The organism is Janthinobacterium sp. DSP2-3-3, assembly GCF_049897325.1.
Lineage (GTDB): Bacteria > Pseudomonadota > Gammaproteobacteria > Burkholderiales > Burkholderiaceae_D > Janthinobacterium.
On sequence record NZ_JAFCWA010000001.1, the window covers coordinates 312,809 to 327,468 of the forward strand.

General features: G+C 61.4%; 16 protein-coding genes and 1 pseudogene. 13 read left to right on the forward strand and 4 right to left on the reverse strand.

Annotated features, from left to right (window positions below):
* Positions 1-29: 29 nt before the first annotated feature.
* Complete coding sequence (locus ACP7DE_RS01525; RefSeq protein WP_426070431.1) at positions 30-1,349, reverse strand: serine hydrolase domain-containing protein; 1,320 nt, start codon at positions 1,347-1,349, stop codon at positions 30-32.
* A 225-nt stretch (positions 1,350-1,574) separates the two neighbouring features.
* Between ACP7DE_RS01525 and ACP7DE_RS01530 the strand changes: the two genes are divergently transcribed.
* Entirely contained in the window at positions 1,575-2,717 is a 1,143-nt protein-coding gene (locus ACP7DE_RS01530) for a helix-turn-helix domain-containing protein (protein ID WP_426070432.1), read from the forward strand.
* Between the two features lie 153 nt (positions 2,718-2,870).
* Entirely contained in the window at positions 2,871-4,679 is a 1,809-nt protein-coding gene (locus tag ACP7DE_RS01535; RefSeq protein ID WP_426070433.1) for an NAD(P)-binding domain-containing protein, read from the forward strand.
* A gap of 74 nt (positions 4,680-4,753) precedes the next feature.
* Here the strand turns inward: ACP7DE_RS01535 and ACP7DE_RS01540 are convergent, their stop codons facing one another.
* Entirely contained in the window at positions 4,754-5,320 is a 567-nt protein-coding gene (locus tag ACP7DE_RS01540; RefSeq protein WP_426070434.1) for a YceI family protein, read from the reverse strand.
* A gap of 26 nt (positions 5,321-5,346) precedes the next feature.
* Between ACP7DE_RS01540 and ACP7DE_RS01545 the strand changes: the two genes are divergently transcribed.
* The 5 genes from ACP7DE_RS01545 (at position 5,347) to ACP7DE_RS01565 (ending at position 8,906) form a co-directional block, all read left to right on the forward strand.
* Complete coding sequence (locus ACP7DE_RS01545) at positions 5,347-5,586, forward strand: hypothetical protein (protein ID WP_426070435.1); 240 nt, start codon at positions 5,347-5,349, stop codon at positions 5,584-5,586.
* Between the two features lie 207 nt (positions 5,587-5,793).
* Positions 5,794-6,252: a YbaN family protein gene (locus ACP7DE_RS01550; RefSeq protein WP_426070436.1), complete on the forward strand. Its 459-nt coding sequence runs from the start codon at positions 5,794-5,796 to the stop codon at positions 6,250-6,252.
* A gap of 324 nt (positions 6,253-6,576) precedes the next feature.
* Positions 6,577-7,386, forward strand: a complete 810-nt coding sequence (locus ACP7DE_RS01555) for a methionine ABC transporter ATP-binding protein (protein WP_426070437.1) — start codon at positions 6,577-6,579, stop codon at positions 7,384-7,386.
* Positions 7,379-8,053, forward strand: a complete 675-nt coding sequence (locus ACP7DE_RS01560; protein WP_426070438.1) for a methionine ABC transporter permease — start codon at positions 7,379-7,381, stop codon at positions 8,051-8,053. The genes ACP7DE_RS01555 and ACP7DE_RS01560 overlap by 8 nt, the downstream gene beginning before the upstream one ends.
* Before the next feature lie 25 nt (positions 8,054-8,078).
* Positions 8,079-8,906, forward strand: a complete 828-nt coding sequence (locus ACP7DE_RS01565) for a MetQ/NlpA family ABC transporter substrate-binding protein (RefSeq protein WP_426070439.1) — start codon at positions 8,079-8,081, stop codon at positions 8,904-8,906.
* 89 nt (positions 8,907-8,995) lie between these two features.
* Here ACP7DE_RS01565 and ACP7DE_RS01570 read toward each other — a convergent pair whose 3' ends face one another.
* Together ACP7DE_RS01570 and ACP7DE_RS01575 are read right to left on the reverse strand one after the other, a co-directional pair.
* A complete protein-coding gene (locus ACP7DE_RS01570; protein ID WP_426070440.1) occupies positions 8,996-9,613 on the reverse strand; it encodes an OmpW/AlkL family protein in 618 nt (205 codons plus the stop codon).
* A 142-nt stretch (positions 9,614-9,755) separates the two neighbouring features.
* Positions 9,756-10,429 (reverse strand): annotated as a pseudogene (locus ACP7DE_RS01575) (LysR family transcriptional regulator).
* A gap of 272 nt (positions 10,430-10,701) precedes the next feature.
* Here ACP7DE_RS01575 and fur point away from each other — a divergent pair.
* From fur to ACP7DE_RS01605, 6 genes are all read left to right on the forward strand, one after another.
* A complete protein-coding gene (fur, locus tag ACP7DE_RS01580) occupies positions 10,702-11,139 on the forward strand; it encodes a ferric iron uptake transcriptional regulator (RefSeq protein WP_426070441.1) in 438 nt (145 codons plus the stop codon).
* Positions 11,140-11,208: 69 nt separating this feature from the next.
* Positions 11,209-11,574 (forward strand): MerR family transcriptional regulator, encoded by a 366-nt coding sequence (locus ACP7DE_RS01585; protein WP_426070442.1) that lies wholly within the window; start codon positions 11,209-11,211, stop codon positions 11,572-11,574.
* Positions 11,575-11,633: 59 nt separating this feature from the next.
* A complete protein-coding gene (locus ACP7DE_RS01590; RefSeq protein ID WP_426070443.1) occupies positions 11,634-12,224 on the forward strand; it encodes an NAD(P)H-dependent oxidoreductase in 591 nt (196 codons plus the stop codon).
* Between the two features lie 180 nt (positions 12,225-12,404).
* Positions 12,405-13,616, forward strand: coding sequence for a SpoIIE family protein phosphatase (locus ACP7DE_RS01595; RefSeq protein WP_426070444.1), 1,212 nt, complete (start codon positions 12,405-12,407; stop codon positions 13,614-13,616).
* 65 nt (positions 13,617-13,681) lie between these two features.
* On the forward strand, positions 13,682-14,239 hold the full coding sequence (locus ACP7DE_RS01600) for a SiaB family protein kinase (RefSeq protein WP_426070445.1): 558 nt from the start codon (positions 13,682-13,684) through the stop codon (positions 14,237-14,239).
* A gap of 22 nt (positions 14,240-14,261) precedes the next feature.
* Positions 14,262-14,660: a DUF1987 domain-containing protein gene (locus ACP7DE_RS01605; RefSeq protein WP_426070446.1), complete on the forward strand. Its 399-nt coding sequence runs from the start codon at positions 14,262-14,264 to the stop codon at positions 14,658-14,660.

Below are 14,660 nucleotides of genomic sequence, written 5' to 3' on the forward strand. Positions count from 1 at the left end.
GCACGGCTGGCACGGGCCCGCCCGGCAGCTTACTTCGGCTTGGCCAGCAGCAGCTTGCCCAGCGCTTCGAAAGCCGGCGTGGTGGTCGGGTCGTTGGCCGCATTGGCCGCTGTCGGCGTTGAGGCGAAACGCACGATCACCATTTCCGCCTTCGGGTCGATGTAGATGCGCTGGCCGTACACGCCGCGCGCCATGTAGGCGCCATGGTCGTTATGCGTGACCCACCACATGTCGCGGTAGCTCCAGCCCTTGAGCAAATCATACCCCCCCTTGGCGAACAGCTGCTTGTCGCCGCCGCGGCGGATATCGTCGACAGCCGCCTTGGGCAAAATCTGCTGACCGTTGTAGCGACCATCGTTGCGCAGCATCTCGCCGAAGCGGGCCAGGTCGCGCAAGCCCGCATTCAAGCCGCCGCCGGCAAACGGCGTGCCGGTCGAATCGACCGTCATGTAGGCATCCTGTTCGGCGCCCAGCTTTTGCCAGATATGCTCGGACAAATACGCGTTGACGTTCTGCCCCGTGACCCGGGCGATGATCCAGCCCAGCACGTCGGAGTTGACCGTGCGGTAGCCGAACGCCTCGCCATGCCTGCCCTCGTGCTGCACCGTTTGCAGATACTCGAAATAGCTGCGCGGCCCGGTGTAATCCTTGGGCTTGGGCAGCGGGCTGCCGGCCGCCGCGTGCTGCCACACTTCCGCTTTCGGGTCGGCGTAATCTTCGCTGAATTTCAGGCCCGTGGTCATGTCCAGCACCTGGTGCACGGTGGCGTCGCCAAACGCTGACGCGGCCAGTTCCGGCACATACTCGGCCACTTTTTTGCCTGGATCGAGCTTGCCTTGGGCCACCAGGGCCGCGCCGATGGTCCCCATCAAGGATTTGGTCACCGACATGGCGCCATGCTGGCCGCTTTCCTTCAGCACACCGAAATAGCGTTCATACACGATGCGGCCCCGGTGCAGCACGACGATGCCATCCGTGTAGTTGGCGCCCAGCGACTGCTCCCAGGTCATGGTTTCGTTCGCACCCAGAGGCGTGAAGCGCAGGCTGTCGATATCCTTGCGCAGCGCGCGCGGCAAAGGCACAGGCGCTCTCAAGCCGCGCGACACCTCCACCGTCGGCATCAACTGGCGGAAGTGCGACACGCTCCAGCGCAGCTGGGGGAAATTGAAATAGCTGCCATCGTCGAAGCGAATGATTTTATCGGCTGGCGGCGGCGCGCCCAGCATCCATTTCAATGCAGCCGGATCGCTGGCGGTCGCTGACAGCGGCGCTGCCGCATGAGCGCCGGCGGCCAGTGCCATGCAGGCTGCGACCAGGGCCAGGCAGCGGGTTTGTGGCGATGTCTTCATACATGTTCTCCTGTCGTGGCTGGCACCGGCAACGGCGCTCGCTTCATGCGATGGATGCTACCAGAGAAACTTTTTATCTTGTTCTGCAGCATCCTATTGTGCGCACCCAGCACTGAGACAAAAGTCTCACGCGCGCCCATGCTGCAGCGCAGGATGCGCTGCCCCGTGCTTCGTGCTACAAACTAAAACACCATAAAAACCAGACACGAGACACTGGAGAGCGCCATGCCCTACGTCCGCCAGACCAGCCATATCGACCGCGTGCGCGACCTGATCGCCGGCCGTATCGTCAATCCAGGAGCCGACACGGCCAGGCTGGCCTCGTCCTACCGGCGCTCGCTGGACGACTACCGGCTCGACCCCGCCTCCACCACAGGGCCGCGCATCCTGACGGGCGCCGAACTGCGCGCCATCCAGCAATCCGAGGAAGGCTTCCTGCGCTCCACGGGCCAGTGCCTGCCGCGCCTGCACGCCATGGTGCGCGAAGCAGGCTACTGCGTCATCCTCGCCAATGCGCGCGGCGTGACCATCGACTACGTGGTCGACACGGACCAGCGCAAGGATTTCAAGAAGGCAGGCCTGTATCCGGGTTCATGCTGGTCGGAAGAGGAAGAAGGCACGTGCGGCATCGCCTCCGTACTGCTGGACCACGAAGCCATCACCGTGCACAAGACCGACCATTTTCGCGCCGCGTTCACGGGCCTGACCTGCAGCGCCGCGCCGATTTTTTCGCCGCACGGCGATTTGATCGGCGTGCTCGATGCGTCTGCACTGAGCTCGCCCGACGCACGCGACAGCCAGCGCCTGGTCAAGCAGTTGGTGCGACAGGGCGCGACCCTGATCGAGGACGGTTTTTTTCTCAAGTCCTACAGCCATTGCTGCATCCTGCTGGCGCACCGCAACCGCCATTTCGTGGAAGTGCAGCCGGAGATGCTGCTGGCCATCGACGAACATGGCAATATCGTCGCTGCCAACCGCTGCGCGCGCGACGTCATCGGGGGTCTTGCTGGCCTACCCCGCCCCGTCGCCGAGGTGCTGGAAGTGCGCGCCGAACGGCTGTTCGATGCGCGCGCGGGGCACAATCTGCTATCCCTGCGCCTGGCGGGCGGCAGCACCTGGCTGCACGCCCGCGTGCGCGCGCCGCTGCGCCAGGCCAGCACGCGCCTGCGCGCCACACGCGAGGCGCCCGTCGCGCAAAATGCGGTGACCTACACGCCGCCGGAGCTGGCCGAGCGCACGCACATCGTCAACGCCATGCATGCCGCCAAATGGCGCCCGCTGCAAGCAGCTGCCATGCTGGGCATCTCGCGCGCCACCCTGTACCGGCGCCTCAAGCAGCTGCACATTGTGGCGCCGCACCGGCAATGAAGCGTAATGAAGCAATAAGCACACTGAGACTTCCGTCTCAAGCGCCGCCATGCTGCGCTGCAGGATGCGGCGCCAAAACGCCAGTGTTACAACATCGTCAGCGGCAACACAGCCGCATCCCATCATAAAGTCAGCAGACTTGGAGGAGACACGATGCAAACCGAAATCAACCCGCACGACCTGGCCGTGGCCTGCATCCTGGAGCAGCTCGAAGGCGCGCTGCGCGCCAGCGACAGCACGGGCGCCGCGCAACTGTTCGAACAGGACGCCTACTGGCGCGACCTGGTGCTGTTTACCTGGAACCTGAAAACCCTGGAAGGCCGCGAACAGATCGCCGCCATGCTGGCCGCCCAACTGGGCCCTGTGCAACCGGTCTCCATCCGCATCGCCGACGGCGAACATGCAGTGGAAGCCGGCGGCGTGCTGCAAAGCTGGATCACGGTGGAAACGAACGTGGCGCGCGGCGTGGGCTTCCTCCGCATCCGTGACGGCAAGATCTGGACCCTGCTCACCACCATGAGCGAATTGAAAGGCTTTGAAGAAGCCAAGGGCGGCCGGCGGCCCATGGGCGCCGAACATGGCGCGCGCACAGACCGCAGCAGCTGGCTGGAAAACCGCGAGCAGGAAGCAAAGGAGCTGGGCTACGCGCGCCAGCCCTATTGCCTCATTATCGGCGGCGGCCAGGGCGGCATCGCGCTCGGTGCGCGCTTGCGCCAGCTCAATGTCCCCACCATCATCATCGAGAAAAACGCGCGTCCCGGTGACAGCTGGCGCAAGCGCTATAAATCGCTGTGCCTGCACGACCCCGTCTGGTACGACCACATGCCCTACATCCCCTTCCCGGACAACTGGCCCGTCTTCACACCCAAGGACAAGGTCGGCGACTGGCTGGAAATGTACACCAAGGTGATGGAACTCAATTACTGGGGTTCGACCAGCTGCGAATCGGCCAGCTTTGATGACGCCACCGGTGAGTGGACGGTGCAGGTGCTGCGCGACGGCCAGCCCGTCACCCTGAAACCGAAGCAGCTGGTGCTGGCGACCGGCATGTCGGGCAAAGCGAACATGCCGAAGTTCAAGGGCATGGACATATTCTTGGGCGAGCAGCAGCACTCGTCGCAGCATCCGGGGCCGGACGCCTACGTGGGCAAGAAAGTGGTGGTGGTCGGCGCGAACAACTCCGCGCACGATATCTGCGCCGCCCTGTGGGAAGCTGGCGTGGACGTGACCATGGTGCAGCGCTCGTCGACGCACATCGTCAAGTCCGACTCGCTGATGGACCTGGCGCTGGGCGACCTGTACTCGGAACGGGCGCTGGCGGCCGGCATGACGACGGCCAAGGCCGACCTGACGTTTGCCTCGATTCCGTACAAGATATTGGCCGACTTCCAGAAGCCCATCTTCAAGGCCATCCGCGAGCGCGATGCGAACTTTTATGCACGGCTGGAAGAACGGGGCTTCATGCTCGACTTTGGCGATGACGATTCCGGCCTGTTCATGAAATACCTGCGCCGCGGCTCCGGCTACTATATCGACGTGGGCGCCTCCGAGCTGGTCGCCGAGGGCAAGATCAAGCTGAAAAGCGGCGTCGGCGTGCAAGAGTTGAAAGCCCATTCCATCGTACTGTCCGACGGCACGGAATTGCCGGCCGACCTGGTGGTGTATGCCACCGGCTACGGCTCCATGAATGGCTGGGCGGCCGACCTGATCTCGCCCGAGGTGGCCAACAAGGTGGGCAAGGTATGGGGGCTGGGCTCCGCCACCACCAAGGACCCCGGTCCGTGGGAAGGCGAACAGCGCAATATGTGGAAGCCTACGCAGCAGCAAGCCCTGTGGTTCCACGGCGGTAATCTGCACCAGTCGCGCCACTACTCGCAATACTTGTCGCTGCAACTTAAGGCGCGCATGGAGGGCTTGACTACCCCAGTGTATGGGCAGCAGCAGGTGCATCACTTGTCGTGATGGCAGGGGCAAGCAGATAAAAAAATGGCGGCGGACCGAAGTCCGCCGCCATTTTTATCATGCAGCCAACAAAGTTATTGTTTAATGGCTTCGATGGCAAACGTCAAGGTCACGTCATCGCTGACAGCTGGCGCATATTTGCCGGCGTTGAATTCCGAGCGCTTGATCTTGGCCGTGGCGTTGGCGCCGCAAGCGTCTTTCTTCAGCATCGGGTGCGGTGCGCAGGCAAACGAGGTGACGGTCAGGGTGACTGGCTTGGTCACGCCTTTCAGGGTCAGGTTGCCATCCACGGACGCCAGCTTGTCGCCGTCAAAATTGAACTTGGTCGATTTGTAAGTGGCGACCGGGAACTTGTCCGTTTCAAGGAAACCATCGCCCTGGATGTGCGAGTTGAACAGGGTCGAACCCGTATCGACGGACTTGGTGTCGATCAGCACTTCGACGGCGCCCGTCTTGGCGGCGCGGTCCAGCGTGACCTTGCCGGTGGTGTTATTGAAACGGCTTTGCTGCGTCGAGAAACCCATGTGGGTGTACTCGAAACGGGGGAAAGTGTGGCTGCCATCGATGACGTAGACTTCAGGAGCGGCAACGGCGGACAGCGAGAAGCCGGCGGCGGCGATAAAAGCGAGCAGTTTTTTCATGATGGATTCCTGATAGGGAGTGGAGGATGTCAAAACCGCAAGCAGCTGCAAGCGAACGGCGCATGCGGCTGATTGTCCGGCTTCAGTTGCAATGGATTATGCATGGCATGAAGATCGATGTAAAACGCAAAATATGCCTAGTTAGCATCGATAAAATCGATAATAAGGGCGATACTGAACGTGACAGCGCCTTCTACTGCCGATTATTGTCTGCATTGTCAAAAATATCCAGCGTTATCCAGGTGCTCAGATATTGCATCAAATGAGAATGATTCTTGTTATTATTCTTTTGGATTGTTATCATCACGGCCCTGGCACGCATGCAGCGTCGCCTTGATTCATCCATAATAGAGCCGAAAACAGAGCAGAAAAACCATGACGGCCACCCGCCACAATACGAGCACAGTGAACGCATACACCACCACCACCGCCCCGTCCCGCAGCCTGGACCTGACAGCCGGCGCCTTCACCTGATGCAGGAGCCGCACGCCCAGGCCTCCCTGCGCGAAGCGCACGGCGTGCGTCTGCGCCGCTGGGCCTGGACCGCCGCCGGCGCCCTGATGGTGCTGCTGGGTATCATCGGCGCCATGCTGCCCGTCATGCCGACGACGATTTTCCTGATCCTCGCCCTGGCCTGCTTCAGCCGCGCGTCGCCGCGCCTCGAGCACTGGCTGCTGCAGCATCCCCGCTTCGGTCCGCCGCTGCGCCAGTGGCGCGAACACCGTGCCGTCTCGCGGCGCGGCAAGGCCATGGCTTGCCTGGGCATGGCCATCGGCTTTGTCGCCATGTGCCTGGGCCATCCGCCGTGGTGGGTCATCGCCATGGTGGGCACCATGGAAATCGCCGTCCTCACCTACCTGTTGCGGCGTCCCGAAGGCCCAGCCGCCTGCGGAGCAGAATCTGCCCGCGAAGAGGGCAATGGCAGGCAGTAAACGGCGCTGCCCACGTCAAAAAAACGGCACGCCAGCCAAACCTCACATAAAAATACCGTGACGCCTGCGCAGGGCGCGTCGAACTTTTCACCGAGATGCGGCTCCGTCACGCCGATCCACGCGATTAAATTCGGCGAGAACGCGACTTTCCCGCTTTTTCAACTTGAAAACAGACGCATAGACATTATTTGCATATTCAAAGCAAGATTCTGTCGTAGGAGTAATAACACGATCGGAGGTATACTACGCAACCGACGTAACAGGCTGGGCGATTTGGCTCCTGCAAGCAAGCCTGTCACGGTCCAATGAAAAAGGAAACACTGCATGACCACACCACACCGTACGCCGGTGATTCGCATCGATGGCGCGAACAAGACCTTCGCGCTGCCCAAGGGCGAACAATTCCACGCGGTCAAATCGGTCACGCTGGAAGTCTATCCCGGTGATATTTTCGGCCTGATCGGCAAGAGCGGGGCCGGCAAATCCACCTTGCTGCGCCTGATTAACCTGCTCGAGCGTCCCGACAGCGGCACCATTACTGTGGCCGGGCGCGAATTGACACGCCTTGGCAAGAGCGAATTGCGCGACGCGCGCCAGAACATCGGCATGATTTTCCAGCAATTCAATCTGCTGCAAAACGCCAGCGTCTTCGACAACGTCGCCTTCCCCTTGAAAATCCATGGCACGACCAAGGGCGAGCAAATCGCCGCCCGCGTCGAGGAATGCCTGGCGCTCGTGGGTTTGTCCGACAAGTTGCACAGCTATCCGGCGCAATTGTCCGGCGGGCAGAAACAGCGCGTGGCGATTGCGCGCGCCCTGGCCAGCCATCCCGACGTGCTGCTGTGCGACGAGCCGACGTCCGCACTGGACGCGGAAACCACGCGCGCCCTGCTCGACACTTTGCGCGACATCAATGCGCGCTTGAAAGTGACCATCGTCATCGTCAGCCATGAGCTGTCGGTGCTGGGCGCCATCTGCAACCGCGTGGCCGTCGTGGAAAACGGCGCCATCGCCGAACAATTCGATTTGAGCGACACGGCCACCCCGCGCAAGACAGCGCTGGGACGCGAGCTGGCTTATTACGGCACCGAGGCGTTTGAAGCCACCGCATGGAAGGATGCAACACATGTTTGAAGAATCGATCAATAACGTCATCAAGCTGCTGCCGGAAATCTGGGTGGCGCTGGGCCAGACCATGACCATGCTGGGCATAGGATTGACCGCCGCCATCTTGATCGGCGGCCCGCTGGGCATTGTGCTATTCCTCGTCTCGGAAGGCCAGTCGCTGGAAAACCGTCCGCTGTCGACGATTTTGGGCTGGCTGGTAAATACCGTGCGCAGCTTCCCCTTCATCATTTTGCTGGTCGCCCTGACGCCGTTTACGCGCATCATCGCGGGCACCTCGATTGGCCCGCTGGCAGCTGCCGTGCCGCTGTCGTTCGCCGCCATTCCCTACCTCGCGCGCCTGGTGGAACAGAACCTGCGCGAAGTGCCGCGCGGCGTGATCGAGGCGGCGCACGCCATGGGCGCGTCGGAAATGCAGATCATTTTCCGCGTGCTGCTGGTCGAAGCGCGCTCCGGCCTGGTGCTGGCGCTGACCGTGCTGTCGATCAGCTTCCTCTCGTATTCGGCCGTGGCCGGCGTGGTGGGCGGCGGCGGCATTGGCGACCTGGCCATCCGCTACGGCTACTACCGCTTCGAGACGGACATCATGGTCGTCACCGTGGCTATCCTGATCGTGCTGGTGCAAACCATCCAGTTCGCCGGCACGCGCGTCGCCAAGCGTCTCGACAAACGTTAATTCATATTCAGAAACAAGGACCTACATGAACCACATTCGCCGCACCCTGCTCCTGGCCGCCACCAGCCTGGCCTTCGCCACAGCAGCCCACGCCAAGGACCCGAAAGAACTCGTCATCGGCACCAGCTCCGGCCCGTATTCGGACCAGCTGAAGCTGGGCATCAAGCCTATCCTGGAAAAACAGGGCTACAAGGTCAAGATCGTCGAATTCAACGACTACGTGCAGCCGAACTACGCGCTGGCCGAAGGTTCGCTGGATGCCAACGTGTTCCAGCACATCGTCTACCTGACCAAGTTCGCCACCGATAACAAGCTGCCATTGAGCCCATTGATCACCGTGCCGACCATGCCGATCGGTCTGTACGGCGGCAAGCAAAAATCCCTGGCCGAAGTGAAGAACGGCGCCACCATCACCATGCCGAACGACCCGACCAACCAGGCGCGCGCGCTGGTCATGCTGGCCAAGATGGGCTGGATCAAGCTGAAACCGAACGTCGATCCGCTGCGCGCTTCCGAACGCGATGTGCTGGAAAACCCGAAAAAGCTGAAACTGGTGCCGCTGGAAGCGGCGCAGCTGCCACGCTCGCTGGCGGACGCCGACTACGCTTTCGTGAACGGTAACTTCGCCCTGGCCGCCGGCATGAAGCTGACGTCAGCCCTGAGCGTGGAAAAGATCTCGGACAGCTACATCAACCTGGTGGCCATCCGCACGGCCGACAAGGCCAAGCCATGGGTAAAAGACCTGGAAGCGGCCTACCGCTCGCGCGCCTTCCTCGACGCGACGAACAAATACCTGGCCGGCTACGAAAAGACGGACTACCAGCTGGCGCTGGAAAAGACGCTGAAAAAATAAACCGGCGCAGGCAATGCAAAAAGACGGCCAGGTGCAAACCCGGCCGTCTTTTTTATGCTGCGCGCCACGCGGGCGCTGTCATGCCATGCTTAGAAGCGATAGCCGACGCCTACGCCGATCAGGATAGGGTCAACCTTGACTTCGCTGATCTTGGCGCCACCGGCCAGCACGTCGCTGCGGATCTGCACTTTCTTGATGTCGAAGTTCAAGGACCAGTTTTTATCCAGCTTGTAGTCGACGCCAGCTTGCAGCGAGTAGCCCCAGCTGTCATGTTCCAGGCGGCCAGCGCCGTTCAGCAATTTCACGTCCGAAATATTCGTGTAATTCACGCCTGCACCCACGTAAGGGCTGAACTGTTTTTCAGGCATGAAGTGGTATTGCAGCGACAGGGTCGGCGGCAAATGCTTGAAGGTACCGATCTTCGTGCCCGACAAGGTGACGTCATGCTTTTGCGGATACGTCAGGATCAGCTCGGCAGCGATATTCGGGGTGAAGAAGTACGAAATATCGATTTCAGGAATCGTCTTGCTGCTGACATGAATCTGGTCAGCTGCGGCGAGGCCAGTCACAGGAGCAGATTTGTTGGCCGGGTCGATGTGCACGGCGCGCGCGCGCACCAGCCATGGGCTTTCCTGAGCCATTGCATTACCGGCAAATGCGCCGATGGCGGCCAAAACGATTGCTGCTGCAGTTGCGGACGTTTTCATTATGTTTTCCTCTGTCGTTAAGTAACGCTGCGAAGTCTATGAGTGCAGTGCAACAAAAACTTTGATCCACATCAAATAGTGCTAGATGGCATCACTAGAGGGATTTTTTTCTTTTCCCAGGTCAAGAAAATACCGCAGCGCGTCAATGCACGCCTTTAAACAGGCTGGCGACCCAGTCGGCAAACACGCGCACGCGCGGCGACAATTGACGGTGATGGGGATACAGCACGGACACGGGCAAGGGGTCGGGACGCATGGCCCCCAACACTTCCACCAGCTCGCCGGTGGCCAGCGCCCGCTCCAGGTGATAACGGGGCGCCTGGATCAAGCCCAGGCCTGCGCGGCAGCAGGCGTGATACGCGTCGGCGTTATTGACGGACACCATGCCCGGCACGGCCACGCTGTGTCGCTGGCCGTCCAGCCTGAAATCGAAGGGCCAGACCTTGCCCGTCTGGGCGGAAAAGAAATTCACGGCGCGGTGGCCATCGAGCTGCACCAGATTCTCCGGCGTGCCGTGCGCGGCCAGGTAGGCGGGGCTGGCGCACGTCATTTGTTCCAGCAGCGCCAGCCGACGCGCCACCATGGACGAGTCGCTCAATTCACCCACGCGCAGCACGCAATCGACGCCCTCGCGCACCAGGTCGACGAGACGGTCGCCCATGCCGATTTCCAATTCGATCAGCACAGCCGCGCTTCGAGCTGCTTGATCGCATGCGTGACGGTCGCCTTCGGATAGCCAAGGTCATGCGCCGCCTGCGTGAAACTGCGTAACTCGGCGATGCGCGTAAACAGGCGCATCGCATCAAATCGGTCCATGCCCCCTTCCTTTGTTCATTGTTCATTGTTCATTGTTATCACGTGCCGCACAGTGTAGCGATTTGAGCGCAGCTTTCCATCTTCAACGATAACCCTGGCACAAGTTGCCCGTCACGCAATCGCCACTTGCGCCAATGGCACTGGATCGCCGCCTGCCCGCGCAGCATAATATGTCCAGCACGCACATGAGAATAGTAATGATTATCATTTGCGATATAATGCAGGCTCACGCTTAAGCGCACGCTCAGGCGATCATAAAAGGAATGGGAGACATGGATATATTGAGGGAACTGCGTGAATCGGGCTTGAAAGTGACCATCCCCCGCTTGCGGATTCTGCAGCTGTTTCAAGAAGGCACGATCAAGCACCTGAGTGCGGACGATGTCTACAAACTCTTGCTGGCTGAAAAAATCGACGTGGGTCTGGCCACCATCTACCGCGTGCTGATGCAATTTGCCGAAGCGGGCATTCTGTTTCGCCGGCATTTCGAATCGGGCCACGCCGTCTTCGAACTGAATGAAGGCCAGCACCACGATCACCTGGTTTGCACGGGTTGCGGCAAGGTCGATGAATTCGTCGACGAAGGCATCGAACTGCGCCAGAATGAAATCGCCACCGAGCGAGGCTTCGTGCTGCACGAGCACGCGCTGTCGCTGTACGGCACCTGCGCCGAGTGCACGGCGAAGAAAATTCCGCCACGCCGCGCCTGAGGGCGCTTGGGCCGCCTGGGCGCCAGTGCCTTGGGGTAAGATTCGCTCAAGCTTGAGAAAGGATCACCCATGTACATCGGAGAAATCGCCCGCCTGGCGGGCACCTCGCCCAAGGCCTTGCGTCACTATGAAACGCTGGGCTTGCTGGGCGACGTGCGCCGTTCCGGCGCCTACCGCGTCTACACGCAGCGAGACCTGGCGCAAGTCAAACTGATACGCCAGGCGCAGGCCCTGGGTTTCCGCCTGGCCGAACTGCTACCCATCCTGGCCGGCGACGACACCGACTGGGCCGCCCTGTCCCGGCATATCGCCGCCAAGCGCGCGCAAGTGCAGCAGGATATTGCCCGCCTGCGCCAGCTCGACGCGCAATTGGCCGACATCGACACGGAAATCCGCGACTGCCTGGCGCACCAGCGCCTTCAAACGGCCGCTTGACTCTGCCACTAGGGACAAGCTTTAGCATGCAAGCTGTTCTTTACTGGAAAGCCTGCATCATGACCAAGACGATACCCAAGCGCATTTTAATCATCCTCGGCCACCCGTCCAGCGACAGTTTCTGCGCCGCCCTGGCCGAGGCCTACGCCGCCACGGCCCGCAGCGCAGGCCACAGCGTGCGCGAACTGCGCCTGGGCCAGCTGGACTTCGACCCCATCCTGCACGAAGGCTACCGCCAGGTGCAGCCGCTGGAAGCGGACTTGCTGGCGGCACAGGATGCCATCAGCTGGGCCGAACATCTGGTGTTCGCCTACCCCATCTGGTGGGGCGGCGCGCCGGCCCTGCTGAAAGGCTTTGTCGACCGCGTCTTCCTGCCCGGCTTTGCCTTCAAGTACCGTCCTGGCAAGGCTTTCCCGGCCCAGCTGCTGAAGGGCCGCACGGCGCAACTGCTGGTGACGATGGACACGCCGCCCTGGTATTTCCGCTGGGTCTACCACATGCCCGGCATCCACCAGCTGCGCAAGACGACGCTGGAATTTTGCGGCGTCAAGCCCGTCAAAGTGGCCAGCTTCGGCCCCATCCTCGATTCTACCGAAGCGCAACGCACGCGCTGGCTGGCACAGGCCCAGGCACTGGCCCGACGCCTGTAAGCCCGGCAACGGCTTGCCATGCAGCCATGTTGCATACGGTTTTGACAAGCTGGTAATCAAGCCGTCATATTCCAAGGCTACCATGATGATATTGCCTGTTTGTCAGTCGCCTTGCCGTCGCGACAACAAGGGTCCGATCGTCATGTAAAGGTAACCGCTGTGGAGTTCAACGCTTCTCGATTGCATCTTCCCCGTTATCGCACCTCCGTGGCGTTTGATCTGTGCATACCCACGGAATCTGTGCAGGCCGACGCCAGCAATTTCGCCGTGCTGGAACTGTTCACGGAACGGCGCGACATGATGAGTTTGCCCGTCACGGAGCGGCAAAAGCCCATCGGCTTGATCAGCCGCAACATCTTCATGTCGCAGATGTCCAAGCCCTTTTATCACGAGGTGTACGGCAAGAAGAGCTGCATCGCCTTCATGGACAAGGAACCGCTGATCGTCGACGGTGCCATGAGCATCGAGGACCTCACCTTCCGCGCCGTGGAAGCGGGCGAAAAGGCGCTGGCCGACGGCTTCATCATCACCGAGGATGGCGCGCTGGCCGGCGTGGGCTTCGGCTTGCAGTTGATGAACGTGGTGGCCACCATGCAGGCGGAAAAGAACCGGCAAATCATGCACAGCATCGACTACGCCAGCGTGATCCAGCGCGCCCTGCTGCGCACCTCCGATGCGGAACTGCGCGCCACCCTGCCCGACGCCCACCTGGAGTGGCAGCCGCGCGACGTGGTCGGCGGCGATTTTTACTTCTTCGAGCGCCACGCAGGCGGCTGGTTCGCCGCCATTGCCGATTGCACGGGCCACGGCGTACCGGGCGCCTTCATGACCTTGATCGCCTCATCGGCCCTGAGCCAGGCCTTGCGCGAACTGGGGCCGCGCGACCCGGCCGCCCTGATCGGCGCCGTCAGCCGCGCCATCAAGACCTTGCTGGGCCAGGACGGCGCCGGCAGCGGCAACGGCCACGCGGGTTCGAACGACGGCATGGATTGCGCCTTCCTGTGCCATGACGAGGCCAGCGCCAGCCTGCGTTTCGCAGGCGCGAAACTGGCGCTGCACGTGGTCGCACCGGGAGAAGAAGCCGTGCGCGCCATCGATGGCGCGCGCATGGGCGTGGGCTATGTCGATACGCCGGCCGACTACTGCTGGCACAACGAGACGCTAGCCATCCCCGCCGGCAGCCTGTTATTCATCAGCACCGACGGCTTGCTCGACCAGATCGGTGGCGCGCGCGACATTGCCTATGGCAAGCGACGCATGCGCGAGCAGTTGCTGGCGCAGCGCGACTCTCCCGCCGGCGACGTGGCGGCGGCGCTGCTGCAGGACAGCGCCGCCTGGCAGGGAGCGCAGCCGCGCCGCGACGACCTGACCTTTTTCTGTTTCCGCGTGTAGTTTTGGCGCCATCGAGCCACCTTATCAACAAGAAACCGGGTCACCGGCTAGCCAGGAGCACGAACGTGCTGTACGAAGAATTCAACGAGTTTTGGGATGTGGCGCGCAAGCGCAACATCATCTTTTTTTACGTGGGCTATTTCTCGCAGCACGTGGTGAGCGCCATTTCCGAAACCATCAAGGCGCGCCTCGACACGGCCGGCGCAGCGGGGCCCACGCGACGGCGCATCTTTTCCTCGTTCATCGAGATGTCGCAAAACATCATGCATTATTCCGCCGACAGCCTGACGCCCGATGCGCAGCTGGACCAGCAAATGCGGCGCGGCTCGTTTTGCATCGGCACGCGCGGCGACAGCTTTTTCCTGCTGTGCGCCAACCCTGTCTCGACCGACAACGTGGCGCAGATCCGCGCCCGCCTGGAGCCGCTGCATAGCATGACGATGGAAGAAATCCGCCTCGCCTATAAAAAGGCACTACGCGAGGAAACGCCGGCCGACAGCAAGGGCGCTGGCCTGGGTTTCCTCACCATGGCGCGCGACGCCAGCGAGCCGCTGGAATTCGAATTCGTCCAGGATCCCCAGGAGCCGGGCCATACCATCTTCTGCATCAAAGCCATCATTTGAAAGAGCCGACTCAGGAAAGCATATGCAATTACCGTCACCACTGTTCATCGCCGCGACCCCCAGTTCGCCCGAAATCGACTTCCGTTTCGAGCAGCACACCCTGTCGATCAAGGGCGAATCGTATCCGGAAAACGCGGCCGCCTTCTATGGCCCGCTGATCGCCGCCGTGCGCACGTACCTGGACGGCTGCCGCGAGAGCGCCATCACCGTCAACGTCTCGCTGGCCTACTTCAACAGCTCCAGCACGAAAATGCTGTTTACCCTGTTCGACACCCTGAACCAGGCGGCCGTGGAAGGCAACCAGGTGCGCCTGAACTGGTATCACGACGAGGATGACGACACCATCCTGGAATTCGGCCAGGAGCTGCAGCAGGACTTTATCGCGCTCGATTTCCGCGACCATCCGGTGCAGGGCAGCTAA

Excerpts from the sequence above, each read along its gene's own strand:
- ACP7DE_RS01550 (WP_426070436.1), top strand. The coding sequence starts at position 5,794 with ATGCAGGAGCCGCACGCCCAGGCCTCCCTGCGCGAAGCGCACGGCGTG.
- ACP7DE_RS01560 (WP_426070438.1), top strand. The coding sequence starts at position 7,379 with ATGTTTGAAGAATCGATCAATAACGTCATCAAGCTGCTGCCGGAAATC.
- ACP7DE_RS01525 (WP_426070431.1), bottom strand. The coding sequence starts at position 1,349 with ATGAAGACATCGCCACAAACCCGCTGCCTGGCCCTGGTCGCAGCCTGC.
- ACP7DE_RS01530 (WP_426070432.1), top strand. The coding sequence starts at position 1,575 with ATGCCCTACGTCCGCCAGACCAGCCATATCGACCGCGTGCGCGACCTG.
- fur (WP_426070441.1), top strand. The coding sequence starts at position 10,702 with ATGGATATATTGAGGGAACTGCGTGAATCGGGCTTGAAAGTGACCATC.
- ACP7DE_RS01590 (WP_426070443.1), top strand. The coding sequence starts at position 11,634 with ATGACCAAGACGATACCCAAGCGCATTTTAATCATCCTCGGCCACCCG.
- ACP7DE_RS01555 (WP_426070437.1), top strand. The coding sequence starts at position 6,577 with ATGACCACACCACACCGTACGCCGGTGATTCGCATCGATGGCGCGAAC.
- ACP7DE_RS01570 (WP_426070440.1), bottom strand. The coding sequence starts at position 9,613 with ATGAAAACGTCCGCAACTGCAGCAGCAATCGTTTTGGCCGCCATCGGC.
- ACP7DE_RS01545 (WP_426070435.1), top strand. The coding sequence starts at position 5,347 with ATGTCAAAACCGCAAGCAGCTGCAAGCGAACGGCGCATGCGGCTGATT.
- ACP7DE_RS01605 (WP_426070446.1), top strand. The coding sequence starts at position 14,262 with ATGCAATTACCGTCACCACTGTTCATCGCCGCGACCCCCAGTTCGCCC.
- ACP7DE_RS01565 (WP_426070439.1), top strand. The coding sequence starts at position 8,079 with ATGAACCACATTCGCCGCACCCTGCTCCTGGCCGCCACCAGCCTGGCC.
- ACP7DE_RS01585 (WP_426070442.1), top strand. The coding sequence starts at position 11,209 with ATGTACATCGGAGAAATCGCCCGCCTGGCGGGCACCTCGCCCAAGGCC.
- ACP7DE_RS01535 (WP_426070433.1), top strand. The coding sequence starts at position 2,871 with ATGCAAACCGAAATCAACCCGCACGACCTGGCCGTGGCCTGCATCCTG.
- ACP7DE_RS01540 (WP_426070434.1), bottom strand. The coding sequence starts at position 5,320 with ATGAAAAAACTGCTCGCTTTTATCGCCGCCGCCGGCTTCTCGCTGTCC.